At 65.7% G+C, this 22,642-nt stretch carries 15 protein-coding genes; 7 read left to right on the top strand and 8 right to left on the bottom strand.

Annotated elements, in window-relative coordinates; genetic code table 11:
- The first annotated feature begins 48 nt into the window (after positions 1–48).
- Positions 49–1,914, top strand: coding sequence for a phospholipase D-like domain-containing protein (locus HY57_RS02890; protein WP_019466534.1), 1,866 nt, complete (start codon positions 49–51; stop codon positions 1,912–1,914).
- 180 nt (positions 1,915–2,094) lie between these two features.
- On the opposite strand, the gene HY57_RS02895 is transcribed toward HY57_RS02890, so the two are convergent.
- Positions 2,095–2,613, bottom strand: coding sequence for an energy transducer TonB (locus HY57_RS02895; RefSeq protein WP_026034145.1), 519 nt, complete (start codon positions 2,611–2,613; stop codon positions 2,095–2,097).
- Positions 2,614–2,645: 32 nt separating this feature from the next.
- The gene (locus HY57_RS02900) at positions 2,646–3,929 is read right to left on the bottom strand and encodes an acetyl-CoA C-acetyltransferase (RefSeq protein ID WP_019466533.1); all 1,284 of its coding nucleotides are present in this window, start codon (positions 3,927–3,929) and stop codon (positions 2,646–2,648) included.
- Between the two features lie 124 nt (positions 3,930–4,053).
- Between HY57_RS02900 and HY57_RS02905 the strand changes: the two genes are divergently transcribed.
- Positions 4,054–5,181: a hypothetical protein gene (locus HY57_RS02905; protein WP_026034144.1), complete on the top strand. Its 1,128-nt coding sequence runs from the start codon at positions 4,054–4,056 to the stop codon at positions 5,179–5,181.
- Positions 5,182–5,343: 162 nt separating this feature from the next.
- The gene (locus HY57_RS02910; RefSeq protein ID WP_019466531.1) at positions 5,344–7,809 is read left to right on the top strand and encodes a sensor domain-containing protein; all 2,466 of its coding nucleotides are present in this window, start codon (positions 5,344–5,346) and stop codon (positions 7,807–7,809) included.
- Between the two features lie 231 nt (positions 7,810–8,040).
- On the opposite strand, the gene HY57_RS02915 is transcribed toward HY57_RS02910, so the two are convergent.
- The 3 genes from HY57_RS02915 to HY57_RS02925 are packed head-to-tail and all read right to left on the bottom strand — an operon-like array spanning position 8,041 to position 10,901.
- Positions 8,041–8,490 (bottom strand): GNAT family N-acetyltransferase, encoded by a 450-nt coding sequence (locus HY57_RS02915; RefSeq protein WP_019466530.1) that lies wholly within the window; start codon positions 8,488–8,490, stop codon positions 8,041–8,043.
- Between the two features lie 10 nt (positions 8,491–8,500).
- Positions 8,501–9,898, bottom strand: a complete 1,398-nt coding sequence (gene ntrC, locus HY57_RS02920) for a nitrogen regulation protein NR(I) (protein ID WP_019466529.1) — start codon at positions 9,896–9,898, stop codon at positions 8,501–8,503.
- Entirely contained in the window at positions 9,891–10,901 is a 1,011-nt protein-coding gene (locus tag HY57_RS02925; protein WP_019466528.1) for a two-component system sensor histidine kinase NtrB, read from the bottom strand. Before HY57_RS02925 ends, ntrC begins: the two co-directional genes overlap by 8 nt.
- Positions 10,902–11,130: 229 nt before the next feature.
- Between HY57_RS02925 and HY57_RS02930 the strand changes: the two genes are divergently transcribed.
- Positions 11,131–12,690: a GH39 family glycosyl hydrolase gene (locus HY57_RS02930; protein WP_019466527.1), complete on the top strand. Its 1,560-nt coding sequence runs from the start codon at positions 11,131–11,133 to the stop codon at positions 12,688–12,690.
- A 57-nt stretch (positions 12,691–12,747) separates the two neighbouring features.
- Here HY57_RS02930 and HY57_RS02935 read toward each other — a convergent pair whose 3' ends face one another.
- Positions 12,748–14,070, bottom strand: a complete 1,323-nt coding sequence (locus tag HY57_RS02935; protein WP_038579290.1) for a hypothetical protein — start codon at positions 14,068–14,070, stop codon at positions 12,748–12,750.
- A 96-nt stretch (positions 14,071–14,166) separates the two neighbouring features.
- The gene (gene glnA / locus HY57_RS02940) at positions 14,167–15,582 is read right to left on the bottom strand and encodes a type I glutamate--ammonia ligase (protein ID WP_019466525.1); all 1,416 of its coding nucleotides are present in this window, start codon (positions 15,580–15,582) and stop codon (positions 14,167–14,169) included.
- Positions 15,583–15,908: 326 nt separating this feature from the next.
- Here glnA and HY57_RS02945 point away from each other — a divergent pair, with 326 nt between their 5' ends.
- Positions 15,909–16,706 (top strand): undecaprenyl-diphosphate phosphatase, encoded by a 798-nt coding sequence (locus HY57_RS02945; RefSeq protein ID WP_019466524.1) that lies wholly within the window; start codon positions 15,909–15,911, stop codon positions 16,704–16,706.
- Between the two features lie 173 nt (positions 16,707–16,879).
- On the opposite strand, the gene HY57_RS02950 is transcribed toward HY57_RS02945, so the two are convergent.
- Positions 16,880–17,830: a LysR family transcriptional regulator gene (locus HY57_RS02950; protein WP_019466523.1), complete on the bottom strand. Its 951-nt coding sequence runs from the start codon at positions 17,828–17,830 to the stop codon at positions 16,880–16,882.
- Positions 17,831–17,975: 145 nt separating this feature from the next.
- On the opposite strand from HY57_RS02950, the gene HY57_RS02955 reads away from it, so the two are divergent.
- Together HY57_RS02955 and HY57_RS02960 are read left to right on the top strand one after the other, a co-directional pair.
- The gene (locus HY57_RS02955; protein ID WP_019466522.1) at positions 17,976–19,172 is read left to right on the top strand and encodes an efflux RND transporter periplasmic adaptor subunit; all 1,197 of its coding nucleotides are present in this window, start codon (positions 17,976–17,978) and stop codon (positions 19,170–19,172) included.
- Positions 19,173–19,413: 241 nt separating this feature from the next.
- Positions 19,414–22,611 (top strand): efflux RND transporter permease subunit, encoded by a 3,198-nt coding sequence (locus HY57_RS02960; RefSeq protein ID WP_019466521.1) that lies wholly within the window; start codon positions 19,414–19,416, stop codon positions 22,609–22,611.
- Positions 22,612–22,642: the final 31 nt, after the last annotated feature.

A 22,642-nucleotide genomic window follows, 5' to 3' on the forward strand; every position in this document is an offset into this window, starting at 1 on the left:
CGCCCGGCGTTAAGCAGGAATAGGAACGAACTCCCGTATCATCGCGGCATGCGCCAGCGCTGGATCGCCGTCTATGCCCTGTTTTTAGCGATCCTGATCCTGTCGGGATGCAGCGTGTCGCCCACGCGCATCCGCCGCGCCGACGCGGTGGTCGACGCCGGCATGCAACGCCAGAGCGATTGCGACCGCGAAGACCATTGCCCGGTCGACTCGCCATTGCTTGATGCCGCGCAACAGGCGATGGCCGATTCCACGCCCGACCTGCCCGTGCATGTGGTGACGCTGCTCAACGACAGCGAAGCGGCGATGGTCGCGCGGCTCAACCTGATCCGCGCCGCGCGGCACAGCATCGACGTGCAGACCTATATCTGGGACCAGGACGACGCCGGGCAGCTCGTGCTCAACGAGCTGATCAAGGCCGCGCGGCGCGGCGTGAAGGTGCGCATCCTCGCCGATCAGCTGTTCTCCTTTGGCGACCCCGTGCTGCTGGAGCGGCTCGCCACGGTGCACCAGAACCTGGCGATTCGCCTGTACAACCCGACCTTCCACGAAGCACAGACCTCGGTGGCGGAGTTCAGCGCGAGCATCGTGTGCTGCTTCATGACGTTCAACCAACGCATGCACAACAAGCTGCTGCTGGTGGATGACCTGATCGGCATCACCGGCGGGCGCAATTACCAGGACCGCTATTTCGACTGGGACAACGACTTTGACTACGTCGACCGCGACGTGATGGTGGGCGGCCCGGCCGCGCATGCGATGGCCTCCAGCTTCGAGACGTTCTGGAACCACAAGCGCACGACACCACTCACCCACCTGCGCGACGTGAACCGGCATCTGCTCGACGACGATCACCCCGGCCCCCTGCCCGAGCCGCGCTACGCCCATCCGCAACGCGTCGAGCGCGTGCTGGAGGAAGCGGGCGACGGCGACTGGATCGATGACGTGCTGGTATCAGACACGCTGCGCACGGGGCGTGTCGATTTCTTCAGCGACCTGCCTGCCAAGACCGACCAGCCCGACAAGCGCAGTGCCCGCGAATTCACCGCTCACCTGATGCGCATGGTCGGCGCCGCCCAGCACGAGGTGGTGTTGCAGACGCCGTACCTGGTGATGAGCGACCGCGCCAAGGCCATCTTCGAGCGGCTGCACCAGGGCGACTCACCACCGCGCATTGTGGTATCGACCAACTCGCTGGCCTCGACCGATGCCTTCGCGGTGTATGCACTCTCGTACAAGCACCGCAAGCGCTACCTCAAGGACTATGGTTTCGAGATCTACGAGATGAAGCCGCACGCGGTAGGACCGGCCGAGGACAACGCGGACGCCGCCGATGACCAAGGCCCGGCGCCCACGGCCCCGGGCGACACGCCCAAGCGCCGGCACATGGGCACGGAACGTGGCCTGCTCGGCAGCCGCAGCAGCGCGCGCCGCAATCGCCCCGCGCCACTGACCACGCCGGGCCGCCGCTTCGCGCTGCACGCCAAATCCATCGTGGTGGACGACGACTTCGCCATGGTCGGCTCGCACAACTTTGACCCTCGCTCGGACCACTACAACACCGAGGCGGGCGTGATCGTGTACGACGCGCGCTTTGCCAGCGCGCTGCGCGAAAGCATCCTGCGCGACACGCAGCCGGAAAACGCATGGGTGATCGCGCCACGCCAGCAGAGCAGCCTCAGCATGGCCATTGGCGACTTCTCCGCGAGCCTGCCGGTGTTCGACCTGTGGCCGTATCGCTACGCGACCAGTTATGACCTCAAGGCGGGCTGCACGCCGATGCGCCCCAGCGATCCGGCCTTTTTCAGCTGCTACACGCCCGTGGGCGACTTCCCGGATGTCGACGTGTCACCCAAGCTGATCTACACGCGGTTGATCACGGCGTTCGGCGCGGGTGCGCAAGGCGTGCTCTGAGCACCCATGAGGGGTTTCCTGATCAACATCTGTACCCCCTCACCGTCATTCCGGCGAAAGCCGGAATCCAGCGACTTTGATTTGTCGAAAAGGCGAAAAAGCACTGGATTCCGGCTTTCGCCGGAATGACGGTGAGGGGTTGGTCGGCACACACGGGAATCGTGCGCAGGCTCCAACAACCTAGAACGTCGGCGACGGCGCGTCGTCGAACCGCATCACCAGCAGGCCGCTCAATCCCTCCGGATGATCGCCCGGCACGGCAAAGCGCCAGTGCTCGGCGGTGCGCAAAGCCCGGTCATCGAGTCCCGCATTGCCGCTGGATTCGGCCACCACCGCCTGACCCACACGGCCTTCGCCGTCCACGGTGAGCCGCAGCACCACGCGTCCGCTCGCGAACGCGGTGCGTTGCAACCACGCGGCGGGCAGCGACGGCATGTCGACGGGCGTAAGCGTGGGCAGCGTATCCGCGGGGCGTGCCGGTGTCGGCGCCGAATGGGCAACGGCTGCGGTGCGTTCGCTCGCGGCGGGTGCGTGCGGATGGCGACGCAACACCATCCGCACCTTGTCGCTGCCGCGCACGGAGGGCATGCCCGGCGGCCCCTGCCACTGACTGGTCAGCGTGCTGAGCCAGGCCGTGCCGGCCACGCCGAAGGCCAGCGCGAGCAGGCTCAGGCTGGCGGTGGTGCGAAGGCGGAACATCGGAGACGGCGATGGCGGCGGGACAGGCCCGCTCAGCGTTCGAGGATGGCGGTGACGCCCATGCCACCGGCCGTGCAGATGGAAATCAGGCCGCGGCCCGAGCCCTTCTGTTCCAGCATCTTGGCCAGCGTGGCGACGATGCGCGCGCCAGTAGCCGCAAACGGATGGCCCACCGCCAGGCTGGAGCCGTTGACGTTGAGCTTCGCCGGATCGATAGCCCCCAGCGGCTGGTCGAGGCCCAGGCGATGCTTGCAGTAGTCCGCGCTTTCCCACGCGCGCAGCGTGCACAGCACCTGCGCCGCAAAGGCTTCGTGGATCTCGTAGAAATCGAAGTCCTGCAGGGTGAGCCCATGGCGCGCCAGCATGCGCGGCACGGCCACGGTCGGCGCCATCAGCAGGCCTTCGCCGTGGACGAAATCCACCGCGGCGACTTCCGCATCACGGAACCACGCCTGCACTTTGAGACCCCGCTGGGCCGCCCACTCCTCGGTGCCCAGCAGCACCGCGGCAGCGCCATCGGACAGGCCGGTGGAATTGCCGGCGGTGAGCGTGCCGTGGCCGGAGGTCCGGTCGAACGCCGGCTTGAGCGAGGCGAGCTTCTCCATGGTGCTGTCCGGACGCAGGAAGCCGTCGCGTTTCAAACCGCGGAACGGCACCACCAGATCCTCGAAGAAGCCCGTTTCATACGCGGCGGCGAGCTTGTGGTGGCTGTCCAGCGCCAGCTGATCCTGCGCCTGGCGCGCGATGTGCCATTCCTTGGCCATCTTCTCGCAGTGGTCGCCCATCGACATGCCGGTACGCGGCTCGGCCACACCCGGGAATGCCGGCTTCAGTTCCTTCAGCGAAAAACCCTGCGTGGCGGCGCGCAGCTTGTCCTGCCAGGTCTTGCCGCGGTTGACCGCGAGCAGGCGCTTGCGCAACCGCTCGCCGAGCACGATGGGCACGTCGCTGGTGGTATCCGAACCGCCCGCGATGCCGGCCTCGATCTGCCCGGTGGCGATCTTGTTGGCGATGATGATGGCGTTGTCCAGCGAGGTGCCGCAGGCGCGGGCCGTGGTGATGGCCGGCGTGGTGGGCGCCAGGCCCGAGGACAGCACCGCCTCGCGGGCCAGGTTCCACTCGGACGAGTGCTTGATCACCGCGCCCATGGCCACTTCGCCCAGCTCCTGGCCGTGCAGGCCGTACCGCTCCACCAGCGCCCCCAGCACCTTGACCGACATGCCGAAATTGCCGACGTCGGCGTAGGCGGTGTTGTTACGGCAGAACGGGATGCGTACGCCGCCGATCACACCGACGCGCTTGAGCGTGTTTTCCATGGCTGGAGCTGTCCGGGGTCCGAAAAAGCCGAGTCGTCAAGGCTAACCCGCCCCGCCACGGCGCGGAAGCCCAAAATCCCCCCAATGCTAGAATCTGGTTCCTTACTGTTCGGGTTCGTGATCCGTGGAAGCTCAAGCACTCGTCGCCCTGCCCGTGGTCCTCGCGCTGGAGCTTTCGGCCGGCGACACGCCCGCCCGCCGCACCTTGACGCGCGACGAGGCGGCCGAACTGGCCGCGCTGGTCGCCGCCGACCTCCATACGCTGGTGCCCCAGGTGAACGAAGCGCGCCTTGCCATGGCTGGCGCGTTGTTCGACGCTGTAGAACTGCTGCGCCCCGGTTTTCCGGTGTGGGCGACGCTGGACGAGCTCGCTCGCCGCGTGCCGCGCGGCCATCTGGAAAACGTGGTGGCCTTCGGCACCCACGAGGGCCGCATGCCGGCCCAGCCGCTGGAGCCGGAACCCGCGTTCGCCGACGGCCCGATGCGCCTGCTGCCCATCTCGCTGCTCGCGCCGGAGTCGGTGGCCGAGAGCCTCGCGGAAAAGCTGGAAGTGGAACTGGTCGGCCGTGGCGAAGCCGGCGCCCGCACCGCGGACTGGCTCATGCGCGTGCTCGGCGTGCGCCTGGAACACGCGCGCTACCTCAGCCGCAACGATCTGCTTGCATTGACCTGCGTGCAGTACGAGCACGTGAACCTCGCACCGTTGTGGACGCTGCTTGAGGCTGCCCTGCTCACACCTTATCGCGACGAGGCGACGATGAGCGCGCGCGGCCTCGCGCTGCGTTATCACGATGGCAAGGTGGAAGCGCAATCGCCGGCCGCCTGGCTGCGCACCCAGCCGGGCGACATCAGCCAGCGTGCACACGATTTCGCTGGCGTGGTATTCGAGTTGCGCCAGTACGCCGCGCTGCTCGACGCGCACCACCTGCCGCTGAAACTGGTCGACAGCGCACCCGCCTCCGGTTACTTGCTTGAGACTTTCGGCGACGTCGACGCCGGTTATGACGCGCCGGCACTCTACGCGCACGAAGCGCCGGGCCTGGGCGTGGTAGCCGTCACGCTTGCGCAGCGCGGCAACGGTGGCCGTGCACGCGTGCTGGCGCACGGTTATCCCCTGCATCCGAAGGCGCTGGGCCCGCTGGTGGCCGAGCTCGCCGATCGCTACCGTATTTCCACGGATCTGCATGCGCTGGGCTGCATCCTGCTCGACCCGGACGGCCAGCTCGGCGCGCCCGCCGAAGCGCTGCACTGAGCGTTGACGCGACAAGGTTCATAAAAGACACAGCATGACTGCACCACCAACCTGGTGGTGCGCCGGTGTCGCCGCGTGGGCGACGCGGATAGTGCTATCGGCCCCTACTTGGCGCATCATGCGCCGGTAAGGCGCGGAGGGCGCCACCGGGCCAGAACTCAGATGCACCCAACCGATCACGAGTTCGTCCCTGCAGGAGGCGAGGCCCAGTGGCCTGCCCACGTACTGCAAGGCGCGCCCGCCCTGATCACCTATATCGACCGGCACCGGTGCTTCCGTTTCGTCAACGCCACCCACCAGGCGTGGCTCGATATCGACCCGCAGCGGATGATCGGCCGCACCGTCGATAAGGTGCTCGGCGACTGGAACCTGCAACGCGCGGGAAACTGCCTGGAGCAGGCGTTCGCTGGCGAACCGTCGGTGTACGAAGGCGAACTGTTCGCCGGCACGGCCCGCTGCTATGTGCACGGCAACTTCCAGCCGGATTTCGACGAAGACGGCAGCGTGCGTGGCGTCTTCACCGTGTTCATCGACATCACCGCGCGGCATGCGCTGGAACTTCAGCTGCGCGAAAGCGAGCAGCGTTTCTTCGGCGCGTTCCAGCACGCGCCCATCGGCATGGCCCTGGTCACCATCGACGGACACATGCTGCGGGTCAACGCCGCGCTGTGCGACATGCTCGGTTACAGCGAGCAGGAGTTGCTTACCCGCGCACTGCCCGACCTGACCCACGTCGACGACCTGCCCGCATCGCGCGAACTATCGCGCTCGTTGCGCGAAGGCCGGCGCGAAACCTACCAGCTTGAAAAGCGTTACATCCATCGTGACGGCCACGTGGTGCATGTCCTGCTCAGCGTGTCGGCCGTGCGCTCGATCAACGGCGAACCCAACCACGCAGTGGCGCAGATCCTCGACATCAGCCAGCGCAAGGCCTATGAGGAGGCGCTGTTCCGCGAGCGCGAGCTGGCCGAGGTCACGCTGCGTTCCATCGGCGACGCCGTGATCACCACCGACCTGCAGCACCGGGTGACGTCGCTCAACCCCATCGCCGAGGCGATGACGGGCTGGAGCCAGGCCGAAGCCCTGGGCAAGCCGATGAGCGAGGTGTTCCGGCTGATCGACAGCCGCACCCGCGAACCGCTGCACAGCCCGCTGCTGGATGCGATTGCGCGCGACGCCATCGTCGAACTGAAGGGCAACGCGGTGCTGCTCCACCGCAACGGTTTCGAGACGCCCATCGAGGATTCGGCCGCCTCGATCCACGATCACGCCGGCAGCGTCATCGGTGGCGTGCTGGTATTCCACGACGTGAGCGAAACCCGTGCGCTGGCGCTGAAGATGGCGCATCTGGCGCAGCACGACACGTTGACCGGCCTGCCCAACCGCAGCCTGCTGCAGTCGCGCCTGGAACAGGTGCTGGCCGCCGCCGTGCGCCGCCATGACGAAGCGGCGCTGCTGCATATCGACATCGATCATTTCAAGCAGATCAACGACGCGTTGGGCCATACCGCCGGCGACGACCTGCTGCGCTCGTTCGCCGCGCACCTGCGCCACCACCTGCGCAACGAAGACACGGTCAGCCGTATCGGGGGCGACGAGTTCGTGGTGCTGCTGTCGCACGTGGACGGCCGCTCCGGCGCCAGCCAGCTGTGCGAGAAGCTGATGCGGCTGTGGCAGGCCTCGCCGGCCAGCAAGATGGGTGAGTTCAACATTGATTTCAGCGTGGGCATCAGCGTGTATCCCGACGATGCGCGCGACGCCGAGTCGATGCTGCGCAACGCCGACATCGCCATGTACGAAGTGAAGATGCAGGGTCGCAACGACTATCGCTTCTTCACCTCGCAGATGAGCGAACTGCCCGCAGCGCGGCTGCGCATCGAGCAGGACTTGCGCCGCGCGCTCAAGCGCGGCGAGCTGCGCCTGCACTACCAGCCCAAGGTCGACGCGCGTTCGGGAGCCATTGTCGGCGCCGAGGCCCTGCTGCGTTGGCAGGTGGATGGCCAGGATGTGTACCTGCCCGACCAGTTCATTCCGGTGGCGGAGGAAAGCGGCCTGATCGTGCCCATCGGCGAATGGGTCATCAGCGAAGCCTGCCGCCAGGCCGGCGAGTGGTACCGCGCGGGCCGCCCCATCGTGGTGGCGGTGAACGTGGCTGCGCCGCAGTTCCAGCATCCGGGCTTCCACGCCACGTTGCGGAACGCGCTGGAAGAAGCGCAGCTGCCGCCGTCACTGATCGAGCTGGAACTGACCGAGCGCATGGTGATGTCCGCCGGCGACCAGAGCCGCGCGCTGATGCAGGGCATCAAGGACCTGGGCGTCAGCCTGGCGCTGGATGATTTCGGCACGGGCTATTGCAGCCTTTCCTACCTCAAGTACTTCCCCATCGATGCGCTGAAGATCGATCGCACCTTCGTGCGCGACATCGCCAGCGACGCGGACAACGCCGCCATCACCGACGCCATCATCACCATGGCACGCGGGCTGGAAATGAACGTGGTGGCCGAAGGCGTGGAAACCACCGCGCAGGCCGAACACCTGCGCCGCGCCGGATGCTCGCTGCTGCAGGGCTTCCTGTTCGGCACAGCGATTCCGGCGGAAGAGTTCAGCCAGTTCCTGTGGGTGGCCTGAAGGCCTGCCCTCCGCCTTTGAGCCCATTCGACATCTCGCTCGGGCACCCCGCTTCCTCACCGTCATTCTCGCGAAAGCGGGAATCCAGCGTCTTTTCCCGTTGTGCATAGAGCTTAAAGGCACTGGATTCCCGCTTTCGCGAGAATGACGGTGAGGAGACTTTGGAGTCGAAGAAAACCGTGAACAGCCTCTAGGGAACACCGATCCCGCATCGGATGCGCGACAAGCCTTTCAGAACTCCGTTTCGTACATGAAGTAGTGGCACCGCTCCATGCCCAACCCGGCATAGGTACGCTGCGCTCGTTCGTTTTCCGTCTCCACGTACAGACGCAGGCCCACGGCGCCCGCCTGCTTCGCGCGCTGCTGCGCGTCTTCGTAGAGCCGCCGGAACACGCCTTCGCGACGCGCGGAATCCACCACGTAGACGCTCTGGATCCACCAGAAATCGCCGGCGCGCCAGTCGCTCCACTCATAGGTGACGAGCAGGCAACCGACGGGTTCGCCGCCGCGATCCGCCACCAGGTAGAAGCCGCGGCGAGGCTCGTCGAATACGGCGATGACGCCGCGTTCGAGCACGGCGGCATCCAGCGCCTTCTGCTCGGTTTCCCACGCCATCGCGAGGTTCCATTGCGCGATGTGCGCAATGTCGGAGCGGCTGGCGGGACGAATGGCGATGCTCATGGCGACTCTCTCATGACTTGGGGGGCCGTCGCGTGCGCGACGAGCCCAGCTTGCGCGTGAGGGTATTGCGGCCCACGCCCAGCGCGGCGGCGGCGTGCTGGCGATGGCCTTCGTGTGCTTCGAGCGCGATCTGCAGCAGGGTCTGGTCCAGCGCTTCGCGCGCACGCGTGTGGATGTCCACCTCGCCATCGGCCAATGCCTGCGCGGCCCATTCGCGCAACGCCTCGGTCCAGCCGCCAGCCGTGCTGCCCGCGCCGGTGGCGCCCAGGTCCGAAGGAAGGATCTCGTTGCCCGGGGCGATCACGGCGAGGCGACGGCAAAGGTTTTCCAGCTCGCGCACGTTGCCGGGAAAGTCACGCTGCCCTATCGCCTTGAGCGCCGCCCGCGAAAATCGTTTCGGCGGCAGGTGCAGCTCCTGCGCGGCGCTGGCAAGGAAATGCTGGGCAAGCAGCGCGATGTCGCTGCGGCGCTGGCGCAGCGGCGGCAGCTCGATGCGCACCACGTCGAGGCGATGCTTGAGGTCAGCGCGGAACTGCCCCGCCGCTACACGCGCATCCAGGTCCTGGTGCGTGGCGGCGATGATGCGCACGTTGCCGCGGATCAGTTCGCGCCCACCCACGCGATAGAACTCGCCGCCCGCGAGCACGCGCAGCAGGCGCGTCTGCAGCGCCAGCGGCATGTCGCCGATTTCGTCGAGGAACAACGTACCGCCTTCCGCCTGCTCGAAGCGGCCGGCGTGGCGGCGCGTGGCGCCGGTGAAGGCGCCGGCTTCGTGGCCGAACAGTTCGCTCTCCAGCAGTTCGCTGGGAATGGCCGCCGTGTTGAGCGCCACGAACGGTTTGTCGCGCCGTGGGCTTTCCTCGTGCAGCGCACGCGCCACCAGTTCCTTGCCGGTGCCGGTTTCACCGGTGACCAGCACGTTGAGGTCACTGCCCGCCACGCGGCCGATCAGGCGGAACACTTCGCGCATCGCCGGGCTTTCGCCCAGCAGCGCGTGCGTGGGCGCAGGGGGCACAGCCGGCGCCGCGGATGAGGCGGGCACGTCCGCCAACGCACGCTGCACGGCCGCCACAGCCTGGTCGAGATCGAACGGCTTGGCGAGGTAGTCCACGGCACCCGCGCGATAGGCGGCTGCCGTGGTGGCGACGTCGGTGAACGCGCTCATCACGATGACCGGGCCGAGACCCTTGGTCTTGAACTCGGCGACCAGGGTGAGCCCATCCTCGCCCGGCATGCGCACGTCGGTGAGCAGCAGCGCGGGCGATGCCTTGCGCAGGGCCGCGCGTACTTCTTCCGCATCGCCGAACTCACGCACGTCGAGGCCGGCGTCGCGCAGCACCTCGGCCAGCACGAAGCGGACGCCGCGGTCGTCGTCGGCAATCCAGATATCGGAGCGTTGCTCAGTCATGCGCGTGCCCCATCGGCAAATAGAGTGAGAACGCGGTTTCGCCAGGGCGACCGACATGGCGCAATTCGCCACCGTGGTCGCGCGCGATTTCGCGCGCCAGCGCCAGCCCCAGTCCGCTGCCGTCGGCGCGCCCGGAGACCAGCGGTTCGAACAAGGTGTCGCGCAGGTGCGCGGGCACACCGGGGCCGTCATCGATCACGTCGACGCGCAGCGCCATGCGCGTCATGCGATCGCCCAGCCGCACGCCCACCTCGGCACGCGTGCGGAAGGTCAGCGTCCTCGCACCTGCCTCGATCGCGTTGCGTGCCAGGTTGAGCAGCAGCTGCAACAGGCGGTCCGCGTCGCCGTAGATGTCCGGCAGGCTGGGATCGTAGTCGTGGCGCAGCGTGGGCGGGGTCGGTTCGGCCTGCAGCAACTCGACCAGGCGCTCCAGTTGCTCGTGGATGTTCACGTCGCCCAATTGCGCGGCGGCGCCCTGGTGCAACAGGCGGTTGGCGAGCGCGCCGAGGCGGTCAGCCTCGGCGATCACCAGGCCGGCGAGGCTGCGCAGCTGTTCGTCCTCGACGCGCCGCTGCAGCAACTGCGCCGCGCCACGCAGGCCGGCGAGCGGGTTCTTCACCTCATGTGCAAAGCCACGCAAGGTGGCCGACAACGGTGTGTCCGACGGGGCCGTTGGCGCGAGTGCATGCACTTCCAGCAACAGCTCGCCGCTGGCGATGCGCTGCATGGATACGTCCACCCGCGCCATCTCCCCGCGCGACGAGGGCACGTCGATGCCGCGCAGCTGATGCGGGGACGAGGCCTGCAACGCGCGCTGCGCCTGCGCCATCCACTCCGGCCGATGCAACAACACCGCCAGCGACTGTCCCACCGCGCTGCGCGGCCCGATGTCCAGCAACTCCGCCAGCGCGGGATTCACCCACTTCAGGCGCAGCCGCGCATCCGCCAGCGCCACCCCGGTCGCCAACGGCTCCGCCCATGCCCGCGCTGCCGTATCGTTCATTGCACCATCATGGACAATGCGCTGGCTTGGTGCAATGGCGCTGACGAGAGCCGCTTCCGACAAGCGCCTGACATGGCGGTGCTTCCCAGCATGGCCGGCGGTTACGCACTTTTCCTGTTGATCCGGCGGGCTCTTCTGTTAGAGACTTCACGGCGATTCACGTAAACGTTTACATGTCAGTGGGGGCCACGCCGCCACCACCCACACCCAGTTGACCGAAGGACTCGCCATGTCGACCCCGTCACCGCTTCGCCGCCTCGCCCTGCGCACCTGTGCCGTGGCCTGCCTTGCCCTGCTCACGTCGGTCCATGCCGCACCCGCCGCCAACGACACGGTGCAACTGCAGGTGGATGTGACTGCCAAGGGCACGCCGCTGCCGCACTTTTGGGAAAACATGTTCGGCTCCGGCCGTGCGGTCCTCGCGCTGCGCGACGACTACCGCAAGGACCTGGAAGACGTGAAGGCGGCCACCGGCTTCACCTACATCCGCTTCCACGGCATCTTCGACCGCGACATGGGCGTGGCGTACCGCGACGCGCAGGGCAAGCTGCAGTTCAACTTCAACTATGTGGACCAGGTGTACGACGGCCTGCTGGCGCGCGGCGTCAAACCGTTCGTGGAACTGGGCTTCATGCCGCCGGAGCTGAGCACCGACCCGGCCAGCCACCACGACTTCTGGTATCACCCCAACGTGATGCCAGCAAAGGACTGGAACGAGTGGGACGCGATGGTGCGTGCCTTCCTGCAGCACGAGATCGAGCGCTACGGCATCGAGGAAGTGCGCAGCTGGTACTTCGAGGTGTGGAACGAACCCAACCTCGCCTTCTGGGGCGGCAAGCCGGAGCAATCCACCTACTACAACCTGTATGACCGCACGGCGCGCGTGGTGAAGTCGGTGGACAAACAGTTCCGCGTCGGCGGCCCCGCGACGGCGCAGGCCGCGTGGCTGCCGGACTTCCTCAAGCACGTGAAGCAGAGCGGCGCGCCGATCGACTTCGTGAGCACGCACGTCTACGGCGACGACACCGCCGACAATGTGTTCAAGACCAAGGAGAACATCCCGCGCCGGGACATGGTGTGCCGTGCGGTGGACAAGTCGCACAAGGAAGTCGCCGCTTCGCCGTTCCCGAAGCTGCCGCTGGTCTACAGCGAATACAACGCCTCCTACGCCAACCTGCCCAACGTTACCGACACGGTCTACATGGGCCCGTGGATGGCCAACACCATCCGCGAGTGCGCGGGCAAGGTGGACATGATGAGCTACTGGTCGTTCTCCGACGTGTTCGACGAACAGGGTGTAGTGAAGACGCCGTTCTACGGCGGCTTTGGCCTGATTGCCGCCGATCGCATCCCCAAGCCTGCCTTCAACGCCTTCGCCATGCTGCACAAGCTGGGCGACGTGCAGCTGCCGCTGACCACCGACAGCGCGCTGGCCACGCGCCGCGCCGACGGCACCGTGGTGCTGGCGCTGTGGAACTACACCAAGCCGCTGGGCGACACCGCCGACTACACGCCAGGTGTGCCGGCCGGCGCCAACAAGCATTTCGATGTGGACCTCAAGCACCTGGGTCACGCCACGCAAGCCACGGTGTGGCGCCTGGACCAAGAGCACGGCAACGCCGTCGCGGCCTTCGACAAGATGGGCCGTCCCACCACGCCGAGCCGCGAACAGATCACGCAGCTGCGTGAGGCGGGCAAGCTCGCTGCGCCGGAACAGGTCGCGCTGCAGAACGGCCGCCTGAGCATCGACATCCCGCCGCAGGGTCTGGTGGTGGTGGAGCTGCACTGAGCACCGACGCGCGCGTGACGTCGCCCTCCCCCTCGCGACGGCGTCACACGCGTTTTTCTAGGGGCTGGTAGGCAAGGGCCAGCTGGTCGGCCATTCGTGTCGGGCGTTGCTCCGGAGTTTCATCGTCAACGCGTGGCCATCCGGCGTGACGCTTACAGCGCGATCCTCGCCGAAGCGCATCCACGCAGGACGTGCGGCCAGTTGTTGCGGCCATGATGGATGGCCGCCGTGGTTTTCGCGCAACCAGATCAACAGTGCGCCCATGCGCAAGGTCGCCGCAGTGTCCTGCTGAATCGCAAGCCAGCCCCCGAAATCCACCACGGGCTGGCGCGAAAGCGCGACGCCGCCACGGTTGGCTATGGTGTCGAAGATATCGAACGACGGTGGCGGGCGCTTGAGCGATACCACCTCGTCGGCCAGCAGTGCCTTCTGCACGGCGGCATCGCAGACGGCCGCATAGGTGGGCGCCAACAGGCGTTGGGTCAACGGACCCGACAGGCGCCAGCGTTCGTACCAGCGTTCCCCGGCATCAGGCAACGCCGAGGAGGCCAGCCAGGCGAACTCCGACTGGGTGCCGGGGCACAGGTCGATATCGCTCACCGCCAGCGGCGCAAACGCCACCGCGCAGGATGCCGGCAAAGGCATGTCGGCTGGCACTTCCGACAGTATTTGCGCGAACAGCAGCACGCTGCCGCGCAAACGCGCAGCCAGTACGAGCGTGCCGACCATCGTATTGCTGTGGGCGTGCAGGCGGCGCAGCGTGGCGACTTGCGTGCACGCACCATCCAAGGCCTGCGCCTGGTGCCCATCCACGAAATCCAGCGCAATGTCGGTCTGCCACAAGCCCATCGCCGGGCCGTACGGAGGCATCAGCCCTAGCGGATCCCTGGGCGTGTCGTGCCACGCATAGTCGAAGCCGGCCAGGGCTTTGTCGTGGGCCAGCAGCTTGGCGTGTTTCGCGATCAAGGCATGCAAGGCATCGTTGTGCGTGCGTGCCTTGCCCAGGCAATCGGGGTCACGGATGCCGCACAGCGCCTTGCGTTCGTCCGTGGAGAGCTGCGGCAAGGGCGCAAAACCGGCCCCTGGCCGGGGCATGGGTGGCGCGTGCCCACTGGCGTCGAGCGATTGTTGCCACGCCTCGATCCGCTGGCGATCTTTCGCATACGCCGCATCGAGCTGAGCAGGCGGCACATCGAAGCCGACCAGCCAGAGGGCCGGGTAGGCGTTGCGCCCCTGCGTTGGCTTATGGTCGACCTGCAACGTGGCGAGGGCGGTCTTCTGCTCCGGCGTCGGTGGCCGCAGCCTGCCCCAGGCGAACGCAGCCACCAGGGTCGCCAGCAAGGCGGCGAGTGCCCACAGCAATCCCCTGAATACACGCATGGTGCATCTCCCCTGTCCCTGGGGCGATTCTAACCACAGAAAAAACGACGGGCGCCGAAGCGCCCGTCGTTGCCTTTTCCCGTTTCGCCGACGCGATCAGATCGCGTAGTACATCTGGAATTCCAGCGGATGCGTGCTGGCGCGGTAACGGGTGACTTCCTGCATCTTCAGCGCGATGTAAGCATCGATGAAGTCGTCGGTGAACACACCGCCGGCCTTGAGGAAGTCACGGTCCTTGTCGAGCGCCACCAGCGCTTCGTCCAGGCTGGCGCACACCTGCGGGATGTTCTTCTCTTCTTCCGGCGGCAGGTCGTACAGATCCTTGTCGGCCGGCGCACCCGGGTCGATCTTGTTGATGATGCCGTCCAGGCCGGCCATCATCAGCGCGGTGAACACCAGGTAGCCCGAGTTCATCGGATCGGGGAAGCGCACTTCGATGCGGCGGCCCTTCGGGCTCGACACGTACGGAATGCGGCAGCTGGCCGAACGGTTGCGGGCCGAGTAGGCCAGCATCACCGGGGCTTCAAAGCCCGGCACCAGGCGCTTGTAGCTGTTGGTGGTGGAGTTGGCGAACGCGTTGATGGCCTTGGCGTGCTTGAAGATGCCGCCGATGTACCACAGCGCCGTCTGCGACAGGCCGCCGTACAGGTCGCCCGCGAACAGGTTGTTGCCGTCCTTCGCCAGCGACTGGTGCACGTGCATGCCGCTGCCGTTGTCGCCAACGATGGGCTTGGGCATGAAGGTGACGGTCTTGCCGTTCTGGTGGGCGACGTTCTTGATGACGTACTTCATGGTCATCAGTTCGTCGGCCTTCTTCACCAGCGTGTTGAACTTCACGCCGATCTCGCACTGGCCGGCATTGGCCACTTCGTGGTGGTGCACTTCCACCACCTGGCCCAGCGACTCCAGGACCTTGCACATGTCGGCGCGCAGGTCGCCCAGCGAGTCGACCGGGCTGACCGGGAAGTAGCCGCCCTTCACGCCCGGACGGTGGCCGGTGTTGTTGTCGTCGTACTTGTAGCGCGAGCTCCATGCGGCTTCTTCGGAGCCGATTTCATAGAACACGCGGCCCATGTCGTTCTGCCAGCGGACCGAGTCGAAAATGAAGAATTCCGGCTCCGGACCGAAGAAAGCGGTATCGGCAATGCCGGTGGACTTCAGGAACGCCTCGCCGCGCTTGGCGATGGAGCGCGGGTCGCGGCCGTAGGCCTGCATGGTCGACGGCTCGAGCACGTCGCAGTGGATGACCATCTGCGTGTGCGCGCTGAACGGGTCGATGTAGGCCGTGTCCGGGTCCGGCATCAGGACCATGTCGGACTCGTTGATGCCCTTCCAGCCGGCGATCGACGAGCCGTCGAACATCTTGCCGTCCTCGAACGTGCCCTCGTCGATGGCGTGGGCCGGGAACGTGACGTGGTGGTGCTTGCCGAGCATGTCGGCAAAACGGAAGTCAACGAATTCGACTTCATGTTCCTGGATCTGATCGAGCACTTTCTGGACGGCGGACGACATGGACAACCTCGGCGGGCAAAAAGGTGGGAAAACGACAGGCGTCTGAGCAAGGCGCGTGCCAAGCGGTTTGATCCTGCTGTTTCAATAAGTTACGGTTGCAAGGGACATACTGATACGGCTGTGTTGCACTGAAATGAAACACCATGGTGCACCACTAAGGTGCAAATAAGCCTGAACAGGCATCATCCCGGCGAAAGCGGAACGACGGATCGCAAAAGACAAGATGCATCTGGTCCATCCCGCCCCGAAAACGCCATCCCGGTCCCTTAAGCTATGCCGCTTTGCACCGGTATGGAACCGGTAAGGCCCCATTCGTCGGAGTTTCCGTGAGCGATCTCATCAACGTCATCCTGCTCGGCATCATCGAGGGCATCACCGAATTCCTCCCCATTTCCAGCACGGGCCACCTGCTGATCGCCGAGAAGTTCGGCCTGGGCGAGCGTTCGGACCTCTTCAACGTGGGCATCCAGGCGGGCGCGATCCTCGCGGTCACCTTCATCTACTGGAGCCGCATCTGGCAGCTGTTCACGAAGTGGCGCGACCCAGCCAACCGCGACTATCTCGCCAAGCTGTTCGTGGCGTTCATGATCACCGCCGTGCTCGGCTTCATCGCGGTGAAGCTCGGTTTCAAACTGCCCGAGGCCGTGACGCCGGTGGCATGGGCATTGGTGATCGGCGGCATCTGGATGATCGCGGCCGAACGCCTGGCCGCCCGCCAGCCGGACCGCACACAGGTGACGTGGCGCGTGGCCATCCTGGTCGGCATCGCGCAGATGGTGGCGGGCATCTTCCCCGGCACCTCGCGCTCGGCGGCCACCATCTTCACCGCCATGCTCGCCGGCACCAGCAACCGCGCCGCGGCGACCGAGTTCGCCTTCCTGGTGGGCATTCCCACCATGTATGCGGCGACGGGCTATGAACTGCTGAAGGTGTTCAAGGAAGGCGGCGTGCAGCATGAGGACTGGTCAGCCTTCGGCGTCGGCTTCGTGGTGTCGGCGATCGTGGCCTTCGTGGCGGTGAAGTGGCTGCTTGGTTACATCCGCAGCCATCGCTTCACGCCGTTTGCGATCTATCGCATCGTGCTGGGCTTGGCGCTGTTGTTGTTGATTCCGGCGGGGATGTAACGGCACGACGCTCCATCCAACCACATTGCCCCTCACCGTCATCCCCGCGAAAGCCGGGATCCAGCGACTTTCGCTCTACCGCTGCGCCTGAAGAAAGGCACTGGATCCCCGCTTTCGCGGGAATGACGGTGTGGCGATAACGAAGTCGACCAGTCTTTTGAAAAGCCCCGCGCCTATGCGCTCAACCGCTCCGGCACCGCTGTCACAACCGGCTTCTTGTGCTTGCCCGGCTCGCTGGTCTGCTCGAACACCTCACGCACCCATTCAATGAAGGCCTGCACGCGGGCCGACAGATGCTTCTTCTGCGGGTAGACGATCCACACCGGCTTGCCGGTGGAGATGGTGTCGGTCATCACCAGCTCGAGCTTGCCGAAGTCGAGCATGCAGGCGGCGATCACGTTCGGCGCCTGGGTTATCCCCAAGCCCGATACCACGGCCTGGATCACCGACTCGGCGTCGTTGATCAGGATGTGCGCGTCGATGTCCACGGCCACCTGCCCGCTCGGCGTATCGAACTGCCATTGCCGCGGCCGGCCGTTGGGCTGCACGTAGTTGATGCAGCGGTGGTTCTTGAGGTCGTCGATGCTCTGCGGCGCACCGTACTTCGCCAAATAGTCCGGCGAGGCGATGATCACGTTGCGCAGATAGCCGATCTTGCGGGCGATCAGGCTGGAATCCTCCAGCGGCCCCACACGCACCGCACAATCGATGCCTTCCTCGTTGAGGTCGTAGGGGTAATCGCACATCGACAGCTCCAGCCGGATATCCGGGTAGCGCTGCTCGAATTCCGCCAGCCTGGGGATGATCACGGTACGCCCCACGGCGGCCGGCACGCCGATGCGCAGCTTGCCGGTGGGCTTGCGGCTGGCATAGCCCAGGGCCTCGGTGGCCTCGGCCAGATCAGCAAGGATTTCCTTGCAACGTGCATGAAACGAGGCGCCATCGTCGGTCAAACGCAGTGATCGCGTGGAGCGGAACAACAGCCGGGCACCCAGCTGTTCCTCCAGTCGCGAGACGGCGCGACTGACCCCGGAAGGGGTCATGCCCAATTGGGCGGCGGCGGCGGCGAAGCTCTTGGCCTCGACCACGCGGACAAACGCGGAGATTGCGGCAAAGTCTTCCATAGGCTGGATTTTTACCCCATTCGTGACTGGTAGTCACTATTGCGTTGCATCATAAGCTATTTATTGAACCGGATGGTATACCTAATCTTCCGCTCCTGATCGTCGGGGTACCCCCACTTCGACGAGTCCAATCCGGGAGTCGAAGATGAACAAGCGATGGATCCTTGCCCTGCTCACCGTCGCCGTGGTGGGCGGCAGCTGGGCCCTGCTGGGCCACAGCGGTGATACCCATGCCCAGGCCGGCCCGCCGCCGGCGCCTTCCGTCACCGTGGCCCAGGTGCTGGTGCGCCCGGTGGACGATTCGGATGAGTTCACCGGCCGCCTGCAGGCGGTCGACACCATCCAGCTGCGTCCCCGCGTCAGTGGATATGTGGACTCGGTGCACTTCAAGGAAGGGGCGATCGTTCGAAAGGGCGACCTTCTTTTCCGCATCGACCCCCGCCCCTACCAGGCGGAAGTGGATCGACTGAACGCCAATCTGGCGGAGGCGAAGGCCAACCAGGTGCTGGCCCAGGCCAACGGCGAGCGCGCCCAGCGCCTGCTGGAGCAACACGCCATTGCCAAGGAAGAGGCCGACCGCCAGCAGACCGCTGCGCAAAGCGCCAAGGCCCAGGTGGCGTCCACCAACGCTGCCCTCGACGCCGCCAAGCTCAACCTCGGCTTTACCGAAGTGCGCGCGCCCATCGATGGTCGCGTGAGCAACGCGCTGGTGACGCCGGGCAACCTGGTTACCAGCAACGACGTGCTGACCAGCGTGGTGAGCATCGACCCGATCTATGCCTACTTCGACGTCGACGAGCACAGCTACCTGAAGTTCGACCGCCAGCGCCGTGAGCACGGCGGCTCGCCGCAGATCTCGATGGCTCTGTCCGACGAGAAAGGCTTTCCGCACACCGGCCGCGTCGATTTCGTCGACAACCAGCTGCGTGCGGGCAGCGGCACGATCCGCCTGCGTGCCGTGTTCGACAACGCCGACGCCAGCTACACGCCGGGCCTCTACGTCCGCATCCAGCTGCGCAGCGACAGCCGCCAGCCGCGGGCACTCGTCGATGACCGCGCCGTCGGCGCCGACCTGGGCAACAAGTTCGTCTACGTGGTCGACAAGGATCGCAAGGTGGAATACCGCCGCGTGGTGACCGGTCCCCTGCTCGATGGCCTGCGCGTGGTCAACGAAGGCCTGGACGCCAAGGACACCGTGATCGTCAACGGCATCCAGCATGTGCGCCCTGGCGTGGAAGTGAACCCGACCAAGGTGGCGATGGAAACGCGCAGCCTGGATCCGAACAAGCCGGTGGCGATGGCGGGTGGTGCGTCGAGCAAGAACGCGGCGCAGCAGAAGTAAACGCTTTTGACCGTCATTCCCGCGGAGGCGGGAATCCAGTGACTTCCGCTGTCGTGGAAAAAGGCACTGGATCCCCGCCTCCGCGGGGATGACGGCTTAGGAAAGTAATCAGCAAGAAATGGACGCCCTCTCTCGTTTGAGCGGAGGGCCAGGGTCGCTTTGTCTCCGGATACCGGAAACCAAGCACCCAAAGTCCCCGCCTCGCGCGGGAATGGTGCCTAGAGCAACCAGGACGAATGCAATGAAACTCGCCCAATATTTCGTGGACAGGCCGATCCTGGCTGGCGTCCTCTCCGTGCTGATCCTCATCGCGGGCAGCATTGCGCTGTTCAAGCTGCCGATCAGCGAATACCCCGAAGTGGTGCCGCCTACCGTGGTCGTGCGTGCGTCGTATCCCGGCGCCAACCCCAAGGTGATCGCCGAAACCGTCGCCACGCCGCTGGAAGAACAGATCAACGGCGTGGAAGGCATGCTCTACACCAGCTCGCAGTCCACCAGCGATGGCGCGATGACGCTCACCGTCACCTTCGCGCTGGGCACGGATCTGGACAACGCGCAGGTGCAGGTGCAGAACCGCGTGTCGCAGGCACTGCCACGTCTGCCCGAGGAAGTGCAGCGCCTTGGCGTAACCACGCAGAAGAGCTCGCCCGACCTCACCATGGTGGTGCACCTGATCTCACCGGATAACCGGTACGACATGCTGTACCTGTCCAACTACGCACGACTGCACATCAAGGACCAGTTGGCCCGCCTTGACGGCGTGGGCGACGTGCAGATCTTCGGCGCCGGTGAATACAGCATGCGCGTGTGGCTGGACCCGGAACGCCTGGCCTCGCGCCAGCTCACCACGGGTGACGTGGTGCATGCGATCCAGGAGCAGAACATCACCGTGGCCGCCGGTGCGCTCAACGCGCCTCCGGGCCCGACCAACGCGGCGTTCCAGCTCAACATCAACACGCAGGGCCGCCTCATCAACGAGGATGACTTCGCCAACATCATCGTGCGCAAGGATGCCGACGGTTCGTTCGTGCACCTGCGCGATGTGGGCCGCGTGGAACTGGGCGCCAACAGCTACGCGCTGCGCAGCCTGCTCAACAACCAGCCGGCCGTCGCGCTGCCGATCTTCCAGCGCCCGGGTTCCAACGCCATCCAGATCTCCGATGAAGTCCGCGCCTTGATGGCGGACCTGAAGAAGGATTTCCCGCAGGGCGTGGACTACAAGATCGTGTACGACCCGACCGTGTTCGTGCGCGGCTCGATCGAGGCGGTGGTGCATACGCTGTTCGAAGCCATCGCCCTGGTGGTGCTGGTGGTGATCTTGTTCCTGCAGACGTGGCGTGCCTCCATCATCCCGCTGGTCGCCGTGCCGGTGTCGTTGATCGGTACGTTCGCGGTGATGCTGATGGCAGGCTTCTCGCTCAACGCGCTGTCGCTGTTCGGCCTGGTGCTGGCCATCGGCATCGTGGTGGACGACGCCATCGTGGTGGTCGAGAACGTCGAGCGACACATTGAGCATGGCCTGTCGCCGAAGGAAGCGACGCGCAAGGCGATGAACGAAGTGACCGGGCCCATCGTGGCGACGGCGCTGGTGCTGTGCGCGGTGTTCGTGCCGGCGGCTTTCATCAGCGGCCTGACGGGTCAGTTCTATCGCCAATTCGCGCTGACCATCGCCATCTCCACGGTGATCTCGGCGTTCAACTCGCTCACCCTGAGCCCCGCGCTCGCCGCGCTGCTGCTGAAGGAGCACGGTGCACCGAAGGACAAGCTGAGCCTGCTCATCGACCGTGCCTTCGGCTGGCTGTTCCGTCCGTTCAACCGCTTGTTCGTGAGCAGTGCCAACCGTTACGTGGGTGGCGTGAAGCGCATCCTGCGCTCGGGCTCCATCGCGCTGCTCATCTATGGCGGCCTGGTGGTGCTCGGCCTGTTCGGCTTCGCCCACGTGCCCACCGGCTTCGTGCCGCCGCAGGACAAGCAGTACCTGGTGTCGTTCGCGCAGCTGCCGGATGCCGCCTCGCTGGATCGTTCGGAAGACGTGATCCGCCGCATGAGCGACATCGCCCTCAAGCAGCCGGGCGTGGAAAGCGCGGTGGCGTTCCCGGGCCTGTCGATCAACGGTTTTACCAACAGCACCAACTCCGGCATCGTGTTCGTGACGCTCAAGCCGTTCGAGGAGCGTCGTGACCCCTCGCTGTCGGCTGGCGCGATCACGGCGGCCCTGCAGCAGAAGTACATGGGCATCCAGGATGCGTATATCGCGATCTTCCCGCCCCCGCCGGTCAACGGCCTGGGCACGATCGGCGGTTTCCGCCTGCAGGTGGAGGATCGCTCGGACCAGGGCTTCGAGGAGCTGTACAAGCAGACGCAGGGCCTGATCCAGGCCAGCACCAAGGTGCCGACGCTGGCCGGCCTGTTCTCCAGCTACCAGGTGAGCGTGCCGCAGATCGACGCGGATGTGGATCGCGAAAAGGCGAAGGCCGAAGGCGTGGACCTGGCCGACGTGTACCAGACCATGCAGGCGTATCTTGGCTCGCTCTACGTCAATGACTTCAACCGCTTTGGCCGCACCTACCAGGTGAACGTGTCCGCCGAGCCGAGCTTCCGCCATGAGGCAGGCGACATCCTGCAACTGAAGACGCGCAGCAATACGGGCGAGATGATCCCGCTGGGTTCGTTCCTCACGGTGCGGCAGACCGTGGGCCCGGATCGCGTGCAGCACTACAACGGTTACCCGACCGCCGAGATCAACGGCGGCCCGGCACCGGGCTACAGCAGCGGTCAGGCACAGGCGGCCATCGAGAAGCTGGCCAAGGACAACCTGCCCAACGGCATGACGTTCGAGTGGACCGAGCTGACCTACCAGCAGATCCTTGCCGGCAATACCGCGGTGCTCGTGTTCCCCTTGTGCGTGCTGCTGGTGTTCCTGGTGCTGGCCTCGCTGTACGAAAGCCTGCTGCTGCCGCTGGCGGTGATCCTGATCGTGCCGATGGTGCTGCTGTCTGCCATCTCGGGCGTGTGGATGTCCGGTGGCGACAACAACATCTTCACCCAGATCGGCCTGATCGTGCTGGTTGGCCTGGCGTGCAAGAACGCGATCCTGATCGTGGAGTTCGCCCGCGAAGCGCAGATCATCGAAGGCATGGACCGCACGCAGGCCGTGCTGGAAGCGGCCCGCCTGCGACTGCGCCCGATCCTGATGACCTCGTTCGCTTTCATCATGGGCGTGGTGCCGCTGGTGACCTCGCACGGCGCCGGTGCGGAAATGCGCCACGCGATGGGTGTGGCGGTGTTCTCCGGCATGTTGGGCGTCACTTTCTTCGGCCTGATCTTCACGCCGCTGTTCTACGTCATGGTGCGCGGCTGGGGCGAACGCATAAGCGAACGCCGCCGCGCACGCCGGACTGCGCGCCTCGCGCAGGCCAATCTGATTGAGGAGCACTGATATGTCCTTCTTCAAGAACCTTAGGACCGCA

The organism is Dyella japonica A8, from assembly GCF_000725385.1.
Lineage (GTDB): Bacteria > Pseudomonadota > Gammaproteobacteria > Xanthomonadales > Rhodanobacteraceae > Dyella > Dyella japonica_C.